Here is a 12,893-nt window from a genome sequence, read left to right on the forward strand (position 1 = left end):
CCCATGCCCCGTAAAACCTGGCGCGCCGCCCTCGCCGCCTATGCCAGTCCTTCGACGCTCGTGCTGTTGCTGCTTGGCTTCGCTGCCGGCTTGCCCTACATGCTGGTGTTTTCCACGCTTTCGGTCTGGTTGCGCGAGGCCGGGGTGGCGCGTGAAACCATCGGCTACGCGAGTCTGATCGGCCTGGCCTACGCCTTCAAATGGGTCTGGTCACCGCTGCTCGACCAATGGCGCCTGCCGGTGCTGGGCAAACTCGGGCGTCGCCGATCATGGCTGGTGCTTTCCCAGGGCCTGGTGATCCTCGGCCTGGTCGGCATGGGTTTCTGCGACCCGCAGAAACATCTCTCATGGTTGATCGCCATTGCCGTGCTCGTGGCGTTCGCTTCGGCCACCCAGGACATCGCGGTCGATGCCTATCGCCTGGAAATCGTCGATGACACCCGCCAGGCCGCCCTTGCCGCCAGCTACATGTCCGGCTACCGGGTCGCCGCACTGCTGGCGACCGCCGGCGCACTGTTCTTCGCCGAGGGTTTCGGCTCCACCGGCTTCAGCTACAAGCACTCGGCCTGGGCCGGTACGTATCTGCTGTTCGGCGTGTTGATGGTCCCGGCATTGCTTACATCGCTGTTCATGCGCGAACCGCCGGTGCCGCTGCGTACGCAATTGCAGGCCGGGCGCTATACCTTCGTGCATCAACTGGCATCGGTGTTCGTGCTGATCGTGTTGCTGGTGTCAGTCCCGGCGATGTTCACCCAGCTCTATAACACCGACTTCGCCAGCGTGCTGTTCGAGGGGGTCAGCCTGCTCGACCTGTTGCTCGAAGACCGCGCCTTCCTGCGGGCCATTCTCTATATCCTCCTGACGGCCATGTGCCTGTCGGCCATGGGCCGTCGTGGCCTGGCGCCGGTGCTCACGCCGATCAACGACTTCATCCTGCGCTACCGCTGGCAGGCCTTGTTGCTGCTCGGGCTGATCGCCACGTACCGGATGTCCGACACGGTCATGGGTGTCATGGCCAACGTGTTCTACATCGACCAGGGCTTCACCAAAGACCAGATCGCCAGTGTCAGCAAGATTTTCGGGCTGATCATGACGCTCGTCGGCGCCGGCATGGGCGGCCTGTTGATCGTGCGTTTCGGCATCCTGCCGATTCTGCTCATTGGTGGCGTGGCCTCGGCCGCCACCAACATCCTGTTCCTGATGCTCGCCGACATGGGCCCCAACCTGAAGATGCTGGTGGTCACCATTTCCCTCGACAACTTCAGCTCCGGCCTGGCCACCTCGGCGTTCGTGGCGTACCTGTCGAGCCTGACCAACCTGAAGTTTTCCGCCACCCAATATGCCTTGCTCAGCTCGATCATGCTGCTGTTGCCACGCTTGATCGGTGGCTATTCCGGGGTGATGGTGGAGAAATTCGGCTATCACAACTTCTTCCTGATCACCGCCCTGCTCGGTGTCCCGACCCTGCTGCTGATCGCCCTGCACTGGTTCCAGGAGAACCGCCGCCAGGACCTACCCACCGCCCCGGAACCGACCCCCACCCGGCCAGCGGAAGAGTCGTAGGAAACTTCAGCAAGCGCCGGCGAAACCGGCATTCGCACCTGGCGACCGGCCACGCGCCTGTACGCCAGGGCATCTCGCCCGTACAATGCTCCGTCACTTCTCGTCATCAGCAACCGACAACGGCCAACCATGCGCACCAGTCAATTTTTGCTCGCCACACAGAAAGAAACGCCTTCCGACGCCGTCGTGATCAGCCATCAGTTGATGCTGCGTGCCGGCATGATCCGCAAGCTCGCCTCGGGCCTGTACACCTGGCTGCCGATGGGCCTGCGGGTCATGCGCAAAGTGGAAGCCATCGTGCGTGAAGAGATGGACGCCGCCGGCGCCCTGGAAGTGCTGATGCCAGGCACCCAACCGGCCGAGTTGTGGCAAGAGTCGGGACGCTGGGAAGAATACGGCCCTGAACTGCTGCGCCTCAAGGACCGTCACGGCCGTGATTTCTGCGCGGGCCCGACCCACGAGGAAGTGATCACCGATCTGATGCGCAACGAGTTGAGCAGCTATAAACAGCTGCCTATCAACCTGTACCAGATCCAGACCAAATTCCGTGACGAGATCCGTCCACGCTTCGGCCTGATGCGCGGTCGCGAGTTCATCATGAAGGACGCCTACTCCTTCCATGCCGACCTGGCCTCGCTGCAAGTCACCTACGACCGCATGCACCAGGCGTACTGCAACGTGTTCACCCGCCTGGGCCTGAAGTTCCGTCCGGTCGAAGCCGACAACGGCTCGATCGGCGGTGCCGGCTCCCACGAGTTCCACGTACTGGCCGAGTCCGGCGAAGACGACATTGTCTTCAGCAGCGGCTCCGATTACGCCGCCAATATCGAGAAAGCCGAAGCCGTGCCACGGGAAACTTCCCGTCCTGCGCCATCGGAAGAGCTGCGTCTGGTGGACACCCCGAACGCCAAGACCATTGCCCAGCTCGTGGAAGGCTACAACCTGCCGATCGAGCGCACGATCAAGACCCTGATCGTCCGCGCCGAAGAAGAAGGCAAGCTGATTGCGCTGATCGTCCGCGGCGATCATGAGCTGAACGAAATCAAGGCTGCCAACCAACCAGGCGTCGCCAGCCCGCTGGTCATGGCCACCGACGCCGAACTGCGCGACGCCATCGGTGCCGGCGCCGGCTCGCTCGGCCCGCTGAACCTGCCGCTGCCGATCATCATCGACCGCTCGGTGGCACTGATGAGCGACTTCGCCATCGGCGCCAACATCGACGACAAGCACTATTTCGGCGTGAACTGGGAACGCGACCTGCCGGTTCCGGCCATCGCCGACCTGCGCAACGTCGTGGCCGGCGACCCGAGCCCGGACGGCAAGGGCGTGCTTGAAATCAAGCGCGGCATCGAAGTCGGGCACATTTTCCAGCTGGGCAACAAGTACAGCAAGGCGATGAAGTGCGAAGTGCTGGGCGAGAACGGCAAGCCGGTCACCCTGGAAATGGGTTGCTACGGCATTGGCGTGTCCCGTGTGGTGGCAGCCGCCATCGAACAGAACAACGACGAGAAAGGGATCATCTGGAGCGACACCCTGGCGCCGTTCCAGATTGCCCTGGTGCCGCTGCGCTATGAGACCGACCTGGTTCGCGAAGCCACCGACAAGCTCTACGCCGAATTGACGGCCGCCGGCTTTGAAGTGCTGCTGGATGATCGCGACAAGAAAACCAGCCCCGGCATCAAGTTTGCGGACATGGAACTGATCGGCATCCCGCACCGGATCGTCGTCAGTGACCGTGGCCTGGCCGAAGGCAACCTGGAATACAAGAGCCGCACCGAGGCCGAGCCGCAAGCGCTGCCGGTCGCCGACGTGCTCGCCTTCCTCCAGGCCCGTATCCGCCGCTGACACCAGATAGAGACGTCATGTTCAAGCGAAACACCTTAGGCCTCGGTGGCGCCGCGCTCTGCGGCGCCCTGCTGGTCAGTGGCTGTGCCAACCAAATGTCGCAACGCAGCGAGCACGAAGAGCGGGTCGAGCGTAAATTGCTCGACCATAGCCTGCAGATCGATGTGGGCGAACCGAAGGTGCTCGACCTGCCGCAGCGCCGGGTACGGATCCATGAGCAGAAGACCTTCGAAGTCACCGAATTCGAAGTCACGCGTCGCTACGATCGCTACACACCGTACCAACCCTGGCGGGAAATCTACGAGATCCCGCTGGGCGCGGTGGCGGTGGTTGCCGGCATCGGCGCGAACGTGGTCAATGTGTTTGCCCTCGGCAACCTGCCGGAGACGGTGACCCATGACTGGCTCAGCTACGGTATCGCCGGGCTGAACCCGTTCATGAACGCCCCCTCCCATGGCCGCGCCCAACAGAACCTGGCGGGCATCGATGAAGTCCAGCGAGACAAACGCACGGAACACTCGAGCTTGCCCTGGAGCGAACGCCCGGTCGAGGTCAAGGCCGCCCGGCAGACGTTCGAGCTGAGCACCGACCGCAATGGCGTGCTGCGCCTCAATCTGCTGGAAAGCCCATTTGCCGAGCAGGACCTGAGCCAGCTCGGCAAGTTGCAGATCAGCGTGACCGATGCCCAGGACGAGGTGCATACCGATTCATCCCTGAGCATCAGCAGCACCCTGCGCAGCAAGCTGGTGGAAGCCCACGCATTGATCTACGACGACCTGGAAGACGACGAGGTGAGCCAGTGGGTTCATCGGGTCAAGCGCCTGTCGGAACTGGGCCTGGAAGAAGAAGCCAGCGAGCTGGAACAAAGCCTGATCGAACTGACCCGCAATGATCCGGAACTGCAGGCCGAGTTCATGAAGGCACTGACCAAGAGCGGTGGACGGTTGGTGGCGGATCCGGGCGCTCACTGAAATACATCTATCCAAAAGCTCTGTGGGCATCCCCTCAGGGCTTCACCGCTCAAACAACTCCAACTGCTCGAACCCACCGCGTAAATCCTCCAGCCGTACCCCGATCCCCAGCAACCGCACCGGCTTCGCGCCGCGGTTAAACGCCTGGGTCAACAGCGACTGGTAACTGCCCAGGTCCCGCCCTGCCCCTGCCTGCTCCAGGGTGGTCTGGGTGAAGTCGTGGAATTTCACTTTGACGAATGGCTTGCCGGGCCGGTAGCTACTGTCGATGCGCGCCATGCGCCCGCTCAGGGTCTCCATCAGCTCCGGCAGTTTATCGAGACAGCTCACCAGATCGGGCAGGTCGATATCGTAGGTGTTTTCCACACTGATGGACTGACGTCGACTGTCATTGTGCACCAGACGCTCATCGATCCCACGGGCCAGACTCCAGAGTCGCTCACCGAAACTGCCGAATTCGCGCACCAGCGCCAGCTTGTCCCACTGCCGCAATTGCAGGCAATCGACAATTCCAAGCCTGTTCAGCTTGTCAGCCGTCACCTTGCCGACGCCGTGGAGCTTGCTGACCGGCAGGGCCGAGACGAAGTCCTCGACCTGGTCCGGGGTGATGACGAACAGGCCATTGGGTTTTTTCCAGTCACTGGCAATCTTGGCCAGGAACTTGTTCGGGGCGACACCGGCGGACACCGTGATATGCAACTGGTTGGATACCCGCCGACGAATGTCCTGGGCGATGCGGGTGGCGCTCCCGCCGAAATGGGCGCTGGCGGAAACGTCCAGGTAGGCCTCGTCCAGGGACAGCGGTTCGATCAGGTCCGTGTAGTCGCGGAAGATTCCCTGGATTTCCTTCGACGCCTCGCGATAGGCATCCATTCTGGGCTTGACGATGATCAGGTCCGGGCAAAGTTTCAACGCGTGCCCGGAGGACATGGCCGAGCGCACACCGTAGGCCCGCGCCTCATAATTGCAGGTCGCGATCACGCCCCGCCGATCCGCCGAACCGCCGACCGCCATGGGTTTGCCGGCCAGCCGCGGGTCATCGCGCATCTCGATGGCGGCATAGAAGCAATCGCAGTCGACGTGGATGATTTTGCGTTGCGTCATAAAGAAGCGGGATGCGGGACAAATCGGACCGCCAGTATCGCATCCGCAACTGTATATAGCACCAGTAGTTTGAAAGATCCGACGCTTAGCCTGGAAAAGGGCTACGTAAAATGTATTTTTTCAATCGCATCGAACCGCCCAATAGAGCCGCAGCCCTTGCCCCGCCTGCGTCACAGCACAGTCACAATGCTTTTTGAGTGGCTAAGCGCTTGAAGCGGAACAGTTTTTTCTAGCGCAAGGGTTGACAGCCTGGCGATCCTCTGTAGAATGCCGCCTCACAGACGCGGGATGGAGCAGCCTGGTAGCTCGTCGGGCTCATAACCCGAAGGTCGTCGGTTCAAATCCGGCTCCCGCAACCAACATCAAGAAAGGCCATTCGAAAGAATGGCCTTTTTTGTGCGCGTGTCTTTTTCACAACGTCCTCGCTGCGTTCCCTTGCCACACCTGGGGAGCAATCATCCGTCACGCTGGCCAACGCCAACGCCCCCGGAGTTGTAGGACAATTTCCCTTTTAATTTCTGGCATTTAGCAGGGAAGGGAAGTGTCAGTCATTAATTTGCCTCCGCTCCCTTTTAACAGTTGACACTCAAGCGTTCGCCTGTAGAATGCCGCCTCACAGACGCGGGATGGAGCAGCCTGGTAGCTCGTCGGGCTCATAACCCGAAGGTCGTCGGTTCAAATCCGGCTCCCGCAACCAAACATCAAGAAAGGCTACTCGAAAGGGTGGCCTTTTTTGTGCGTGTTATTTTTGGGCTTGTCTACAATCGGCCTCATTACAAAAGTTTTGTAATTATTTTCTGCCGAAGGGATTGGTAACTTGGCTGGATACCCCCATCCTGTCGCGCATAGCTCAAGAGGTGATTGATGCGCGCAAATTCTGACCCGCAAGACACTGTTACCGCGACACAACCGATCAAGGCCGAACGACTGCGCTGGCTGGATCGAATCAGCCAGTACCGCCAGCCCATTGGCCTCGCCGTCACGCTGTTGCTGTTTGCGATTGCGCTGATTGCCTGTCGCCATCTTCTGAGTGAACTCGATCTTTACGCGCTGCACGACTCGATTCTCGACGTGCCCCGACCGGCCCTGCTCGGTGCGGTCGCCGCCACGGTCGCAGGTTTCATCATTCTGCTGGGCTACGAATGGTCGGCGAGCCGCTATGCCGGCGTGACACTGCCGCCGCAGACCCTGGTCCTGGGCGGGTTCACCGCGTTTGCCATCGGCAATGCCATCGGGCTGTCGCTGCTGTCAGGCGGTTCGGTTCGCTATCGCCTGTATGCTCGTCATGGCCTCGGGGCTTCGGACGTTGCCCACATGACCTTGTTCGCCAGCCTGTCCCTGGGCTGCGCGCTGCCGCCACTGGCCGCCCTGGCCACCCTCAGCGACCTGCCTGCCGCATCCGCCGCGCTGCACCTGCCCGTGACCTTACTGGCGGCTGTTTCCCTGGCGGTGCTGCTGCTCATGGGGGTACTGGCCATCGGCATCTATCGCCGACGCCTGCCGGAGCAACCTCATCGGGACAGCCTGCTGGTCAAGGCCGGGCGTCGCACCCTGCGCCTGCCGGGCCGACGCCTGACCTTCCTGCAACTGGTCATCACGGCGCTGGATGTCGCGGCCGCCGCCACGGTGCTGTATCTGTTGCTGCCCGAGGCTCCGCCATTCGGCGCGTTCCTGCTGGTCTACCTGTTGGCGCTGGCCGCTGGTGTGCTCAGCCATGTCCCTGGTGGCGTCGGGGTGTTCGAAGCGATCCTGCTGGCGGCTTTTGCCGACAAACTGGGCGCCGCGCCGCTGGCCGCCGCCCTGCTGCTGTATCGCCTGATCTACGTGCTGTTGCCGATGCTGGTCGCCTGCGTGCTGCTGTTGATCAATGAGGCCCAGCGACTGTTCCAGACGCGCCAGACCCTGCGGGCGGCGTCAGGCTTCGCGGCGCCGATCCTGGCGGTACTGGTGTTCCTGTCCGGCGTGGTGCTGCTGTTTTCCGGCGTGACCCCCGAGATCGATACACGCCTGGAGCACATCGGTTTCCTGATTCCCCATCGACTGGTGGACGCTTCGCACTTCGGCGCCAGCCTGGTGGGCGTGTTGTGCCTCTTGCTCGCCCAGGGCCTGCGCCGTCGCCTGTCGGCCGCCTGGATGCTGACCACCGTTTTACTGTTGGTAGGCGCCCTGCTCTCCCTGCTCAAGGGTTTCGACTGGGAGGAAGCCACGCTGCTGACCTCGACGGCCGCCCTGCTGGCGGTCTTCCGGCGTTCCTTCTACCGTCCGAGTCGCCTGACCGAACTGCCTTTTTCCCCGCTGTTTCTGATCGCCAGCCTCTGCGTGCTCGGCGCGTCGATCTGGCTGCTGCTGTTTGCCTACCAGGACGTGCCCTACAGCCATCAACTGTGGTGGCAGTTCACCCTCGATGCCGACGCTCCCCGTGGCCTGCGCTCGCTGCTGGGGGCCGCCGTGCTGCTGGTGGTGGTGTCCCTGACCTGGCTGCTGCGCACCGCGCGACCAGTGATCCATCTGCCCACGACAGAAGAACTGGAGCGGGCCAGGACGATCCTCATGGCGTCTTCGCAGCCTGACGGCGGCCTGGCCCTGACCGGTGACAAGGCGTTGCTGTTCCACCCCAACGACGAAGCGTTCCTGATGTACGCGCGCCGTGGTCGCAGCCTGGTGGCCCTGTATGACCCGATCGGACCGACCCAGCAACGGGCCGAGATGATCTGGCAGTTCCGCGACCTGTGCGACATCCACCACGCCCGCCCGGTGTTCTATCAGGTGCGCGCCGAGAACCTGCCGTACTACATGGATATCGGCCTGACGGCGATCAAGCTGGGCGAAGAAGCCCGGGTCGATCTCAAGCGTTTCGACCTCGAGGCCAAGGGCAAGGAGATGAAGGACCTGCGCTACACTTGGAACCGCGGCACCCGGGACGGGCTGTCGCTGGAGATCCATGAACCAGGGCATGCGCCAATGGATGAGCTCAAGGTCATCTCCGATGCCTGGCTGACCGGCAAGAACGTACGCGAGAAAGGCTTTTCCCTGGGCCGCTTCAGCGATGACTACCTCAAGCACTTCCGCATCGCCGTGATTCGCTTCGAAGGCCGTCCCGTGGCGTTCGCCAACCTGCTGGAAACCCATAGCCATGAGCTGGCCAGCCTGGACCTGATGCGCGCCCACCCCGAAGCGCCCAAGCTGACCATGGAGTTCATGATGGTCGGCTTGATCCAGCATTATAAGAACCATGATTACGCCCGCTTCAGCCTCGGCATGGTTCCGCTGTCGGGCCTGCAACCGCGTCGCGGGGCGCCATTGACCCAGCGCCTGGGTTCGATGGTATTTCGCCGTGGCGAGCAGCTCTACAACTTCCAGGGGCTGCGCCGCTTCAAAGACAAATTCCAGCCTGACTGGGAACCTCGTTACATGGCCGTGCCCGCCGGACTCGATCCGCTGGTGGCGCTGGCCGATACTGCCGCCTTGATTGCAGGCGGCCTGACTGGACTGGTGAAACGCTGATGATGCAACGCTCCTGGCGATACGTAGTGGCCGCCCTGCTGGTGCTGGCGGTGATTCTCGGTGGCGGTTATTGGTATTGGAACCGCCCGGCCCCGCAACCTACCCTTGAACAACTGACACCCGCCGACGGCGCGCCGATGACCCGTGTCATCCCTGGCACCAAGCCTCGCGCCCAGGTGCTGGTGGCGGTCAATGAGGACCAGAAGCTCAGTGACACCCAATTGACGACCCTCAGCCGCGCCGGCTCGGCGCAAATCGTCCAGGTGATCCTGCCCAAGGACTGCATGCTGCAGGGTCGTGCCTTGCAGGCAGGCCTGAGAGAGCTGCAAGGACCGGCGACGCTGGTCAGCGGCATCGGTCCGGGCGCCGTGCTCGCCTGGCGTTGGCTGGCCGAGCAGAAGGATGACAAGGCCAAGGCCATTTCGGTGGACCTGGCCCTGGAGAAACCCGGCTGCACGCACCTGCTGCCCAAAACCGCGGCCCACGGCCACTGGCTGGTCGCCTGGAACGACAACCCCGACGACACCAGCGCCGCTTTCGTGCGGGATCAGAAGAATGCCGAAACCAGCATCAGCGACTACGACATCAACCTGCCGCAAGTGCTGAACAACGAATTGCGCAAGATCCTCGTAGGCACCGACAAGGCCAAGGGTGGCCTGGCCATTCCGGTGGTCGAGGTGCCGGCGAGCCAGGCCCGGGATACCGTGACCCTGTTCCTCTCCGGCGACGGCGGCTGGCGTGACCTGGACCGCGACGTAGCCGATGAAATGGCCAAGATCGGCTACCCGGTGGTTGGCATCGACACCCTGCGCTACTACTGGCAGCACAAGAGTCCGGAGCAGAGCGCGGTGGACCTTGCCGAACTGATGCAACACTACCGCCAGGTCTGGGGCACCAAGCGCTTCATCCTGACCGGCTATTCCTTTGGCGCCGATGTGTTGCCGGCGATCTACAACCGCTTGCCGGCCACCGAACAGCAGCGGATCGACGCAATCATCCTGCTGGCCTTCGCCCGCACCGGCAGCTTCGAGATCGAAGTCGAAGGTTGGCTTGGCAACGCCGGCACCGAAGCCGCCACCGGCCCGGAAATGGCCAAGTTGCCGGCCGAGAAAGTGGTGTGTATCTACGGCGGTGAAGAAGCCGACGAAAGCGGCTGCACCGACAAGACTGCCGTGGGTGAAGCCATCAAGTTGCCGGGCGGCCACCACTTCGACGAAAACTACCCGGCCCTCGCCAAGCGCCTGATCGATGAGATCAACAAGCGCCAGCCCAAGCCTGCCGATCAGTAATCCGATGCCGGCTTAACAAGAAGCCCCTGCCGCTTTGCAGCGTGCAGGGGCTTTTTGTTGTGGCGGTGCCGGCGTCTTCGCGAGCAAGCTCACCCCCACTGAGGGGATGAGTCTTAGTAGACCTGCACTCGCCACAGCTCCCGCGAAGCGGACCCCGCCGACATCGGCAGCCGCCCATGCAGTGTTCGGTAGTTGTCGACCAACACCAGATCACCTTCGCTCCATGGATGGGCGATCAGGCACTCCGGGTCGTAGACCAGGCTGTTGACCTGCTCCAGCAACGCCTGTTGAGCCGCCTCGTCATGATCCTGCACGGACTGGCTGAGGGTCTGCAGTGTCGAATCGGTACCTTCCTGGTAACGCAGGATGAGTTCGCCGCTGCGGGGGTGACGATCCACCAGGCTGTACATGCGCGGCGAACCGCCGAAGTAGGTCATCTTGGTGTAGTAGGTGATGTTCACCGCCTGCCATTGCCGAGCGACCTGCAAGCCGACCTTGCGCAACACGTTCCGGCTGTCGACGACGGTGGTCTGGCCTTCGCCCGGTAGCGGCGCCGTCTTGCAATACAACATGAACTTGCTGGCGCAGAATTTCGGGTTGCGCTGCACCTGGGCATCGCTGTCGGGCAGCATGTTCAAGTCCCAGTGCAGAGGCGTTTTTTCCAGCGAATGCACCACGCCTTGCGGCTTGTCCGCCGGCTTGACCACGTGCACCGCGCCGAAGGCCCATTCGTACACCGTGCCAAAGCGTTCGCAACTACGGGCGAAACTGTCCTGGTCATCGAAATGACAGCCCTTGAGGCAAACAAAGCCGAAGGTTTCCACCAGTGCTTCCAGCAGTCCCGTGGACAGTCGCTCGAAACCCAACCCCAGCGGATCCCGCACCACCAGGCCAAAGAGCGGGAGCTTTTGCAGCTCGTACTCGAAGCCTTGTGCCTGGGGCCCCTCTGTCTGGTGATAAAGCCACGGTTGCCCCTGCCAAGTGACCAGCACATGCTGGTCAAGGTCGACCTGGGCCCGCGCGCGCAGGCCCTGGCTCCCATCGAGGTTGCACACAGGCACGGCGTGCCAGGGACTGTCGACGCGACTCAGCCCTTCGGCCAGCCCGACGGTAAACTTGGGCCCGGCATTGCTGTACTGATGGACCGACAGTCGAATGTCATCGGGGAAGAAGCGATCCACTGCCGCGTTCAAGGCCTGCCCGCGCAGCATCATCTGGTAGGCCTTGTAGTTGATCTGCTGCAGGTACTCGTCCTCGCTCTGCCCGTCCTCGCGGCACAGGCGCAGGTCGTTGTAGAGATGACTGCAGAGATTGTCATGGGTCCGGCCGAGGGCTTCATCATGCCGGCTCTGCTCGATCAGATCCCCCAGGTTTTTCCAGGGCAACCGGGCCTGCTTGACCAGGCTGGCACGTACCGCCTCGGCACTCTGGGCCTGCGGGAACAAATCCTCCATGCTGACCCACTCGATCGTGTGGGTCGTACACAGCTCACGCAGCGCCCGGTTATAGGCCGCACGAACATCGTCGGTCACCCCGACGATGTCATTGAACGTCGTTCCATCGCTGAGGATCGATACCACGCACCCAGGCTCATGTAACGCGGCAATCGCCTGGCCCATCTGATCGAGACGCTCGATGGCCATGAACTCGCCATAGTCCGGCAGCACGCCGAAGGTCTGGTCGATGGCATTGGGCGATTTGCAGGGAAAACCCGGCAGAATCAAGCGCACCGGACGGCGCTGATCGAAGCATTGCCCCAGGCGGTATGCCAAATGCTCCCGGCCCTGTGTTTCGAAACGATCATCCGTACCCTTGAACAGATAGCCGGACAGCAAATCGCTGACGGCCGTGATCCAGGCATCTCTATGTTCCATGGAACAGCTTCCTTGAGAGTGGGTGTATCAACAGGATTTGACGGTATCGCCATGCTCGGTGAATGCCTGCGCGGCGCCACGGTGTTGCTGAAGGATGTGTAACAGCCCGGCCGGCTGCTCACAGTAGAAGTCCGGGACCTGGGCCTCCCAGGCGCACCACGGGCCATAACCCCAGGCGACCATTGCCGAGGGCATGCCCGCAGCGCGGGCGGTCTGCAGGTCGATCTCGGTATCACCGACGAACAGGCAGTGGCGGGGCTCGACCGACAACCGCCGGGCGGCTTCCCACGCCACCTCCGGCTGGGGTTTGAGCGACCGGCCGGCGCGGTGCCCCAGGACCGCCTTGAAGGCCGTGCGGGGGAGCAGCGCATCAGCGACCCGGCAGGCCATGGCTTCGGCTTTGTTGGTCACGATCGCCAGCGGCAGTTGTAGCGCTCGGCAGCCTTCGAGCACTGCCAACACACCTTTGAAGGGTTTGGAAAACTGCACCAGATGATCTTGGTACATCGCTACATAACGTTGATGCAGCATGGCTGCATCGGCGATGCCAAACTGCGCGGCCACCGCCTCGATCATCGCCGTGGTGCCGCCGCCGATATAGCCCCGCACCGCATCCTCGGTCAGCACCGGACACCGGTGTTCCAGCAACACCTGATTCAGGCTCCAGGTGATGTCCGGCAAGGTGTCCACCAGGGTACCGTCCAGATCGAAGAGCACGGCATCGATTCGCAACCGAGGCGTCT

General features: G+C 62.3%; 8 protein-coding genes and 2 tRNA genes. 7 read left to right on the forward strand and 3 right to left on the reverse strand.

Annotated features, from left to right (window positions below):
- Window positions 1–3 precede the first annotated feature (3 nt).
- The 3 genes from CGA22_RS08315 to CGA22_RS08325 all read left to right on the forward strand — a co-directional run bounded on the left by CGA22_RS08315 (window position 4) and on the right by CGA22_RS08325 (window position 4,379).
- Window positions 4–1,563 carry an AmpG family muropeptide MFS transporter gene (locus CGA22_RS08315; protein ID WP_041022882.1) on the forward strand — a complete coding sequence of 520 codons (1,560 nt, stop codon included), beginning with the start codon at window positions 4–6 and terminating at the stop codon, window positions 1,561–1,563.
- Window positions 1,564–1,692: 129 nt separating this feature from the next.
- Window positions 1,693–3,408 carry a proline--tRNA ligase gene (locus CGA22_RS08320; RefSeq protein ID WP_188258542.1) on the forward strand — a complete coding sequence of 572 codons (1,716 nt, stop codon included), beginning with the start codon at window positions 1,693–1,695 and terminating at the stop codon, window positions 3,406–3,408.
- Between the two features lie 17 nt (window positions 3,409–3,425).
- Complete coding sequence (locus CGA22_RS08325; protein WP_041023577.1) at window positions 3,426–4,379, forward strand: lipoprotein; 954 nt, start codon at window positions 3,426–3,428, stop codon at window positions 4,377–4,379.
- A gap of 42 nt (window positions 4,380–4,421) precedes the next feature.
- On the opposite strand, the gene dinB is transcribed toward CGA22_RS08325, so the two are convergent.
- Window positions 4,422–5,483 carry a DNA polymerase IV gene (dinB, locus tag CGA22_RS08330; protein WP_041023578.1) on the reverse strand — a complete coding sequence of 354 codons (1,062 nt, stop codon included), beginning with the start codon at window positions 5,481–5,483 and terminating at the stop codon, window positions 4,422–4,424.
- Between the two features lie 282 nt (window positions 5,484–5,765).
- Here dinB and CGA22_RS08335 point away from each other — a divergent pair.
- The 4 genes from CGA22_RS08335 (at window position 5,766) to CGA22_RS08350 (ending at window position 10,276) form a co-directional block, all read left to right on the forward strand.
- Window positions 5,766–5,842: transfer RNA gene (locus CGA22_RS08335), tRNA-Met, on the forward strand.
- A gap of 261 nt (window positions 5,843–6,103) precedes the next feature.
- A tRNA-Met gene (locus CGA22_RS08340) sits at window positions 6,104–6,180 on the forward strand.
- Between the two features lie 167 nt (window positions 6,181–6,347).
- Window positions 6,348–8,987: a bifunctional lysylphosphatidylglycerol flippase/synthetase MprF gene (mprF, locus tag CGA22_RS08345; RefSeq protein ID WP_041023579.1), complete on the forward strand. Its 2,640-nt coding sequence runs from the start codon at window positions 6,348–6,350 to the stop codon at window positions 8,985–8,987.
- Window positions 8,987–10,276 (forward strand): virulence factor family protein, encoded by a 1,290-nt coding sequence (locus CGA22_RS08350; protein ID WP_041023580.1) that lies wholly within the window; start codon window positions 8,987–8,989, stop codon window positions 10,274–10,276. The genes mprF and CGA22_RS08350 overlap by 1 nt, the downstream gene beginning before the upstream one ends.
- 113 nt (window positions 10,277–10,389) lie before the next feature.
- Here the strand turns inward: CGA22_RS08350 and CGA22_RS08355 are convergent, their stop codons facing one another.
- A complete protein-coding gene (locus CGA22_RS08355) occupies window positions 10,390–12,150 on the reverse strand; it encodes an isocyanide synthase family protein (protein WP_188258543.1) in 1,761 nt (586 codons plus the stop codon).
- Between the two features lie 27 nt (window positions 12,151–12,177).
- Window positions 12,178–12,882, reverse strand: coding sequence for an HAD family hydrolase (locus CGA22_RS08360; protein ID WP_223194717.1), 705 nt, complete (start codon window positions 12,880–12,882; stop codon window positions 12,178–12,180).
- Window positions 12,883–12,893: the final 11 nt, after the last annotated feature.

This window comes from Pseudomonas sp. PSB18 (assembly GCF_014596565.1).
GTDB lineage: Bacteria > Pseudomonadota > Gammaproteobacteria > Pseudomonadales > Pseudomonadaceae > Aquipseudomonas.

What these genes read in the sequence shown, in the direction of transcription:
- CGA22_RS08315 (WP_041022882.1), top strand. Translation starts at nt 4, where the DNA reads ATGCCCCGTAAAACCTGGCGCGCCGCCCTCGCCGCCTATGCCAGTCCT.
- CGA22_RS08320 (WP_188258542.1), top strand. Translation starts at nt 1,693, where the DNA reads ATGCGCACCAGTCAATTTTTGCTCGCCACACAGAAAGAAACGCCTTCC.
- CGA22_RS08325 (WP_041023577.1), top strand. Translation starts at nt 3,426, where the DNA reads ATGTTCAAGCGAAACACCTTAGGCCTCGGTGGCGCCGCGCTCTGCGGC.
- dinB (WP_041023578.1), bottom strand. Translation starts at nt 5,483, where the DNA reads ATGACGCAACGCAAAATCATCCACGTCGACTGCGATTGCTTCTATGCC.
- mprF (WP_041023579.1), top strand. Translation starts at nt 6,348, where the DNA reads ATGCGCGCAAATTCTGACCCGCAAGACACTGTTACCGCGACACAACCG.
- CGA22_RS08350 (WP_041023580.1), top strand. Translation starts at nt 8,987, where the DNA reads ATGATGCAACGCTCCTGGCGATACGTAGTGGCCGCCCTGCTGGTGCTG.
- CGA22_RS08355 (WP_188258543.1), bottom strand. Translation starts at nt 12,150, where the DNA reads ATGGAACATAGAGATGCCTGGATCACGGCCGTCAGCGATTTGCTGTCC.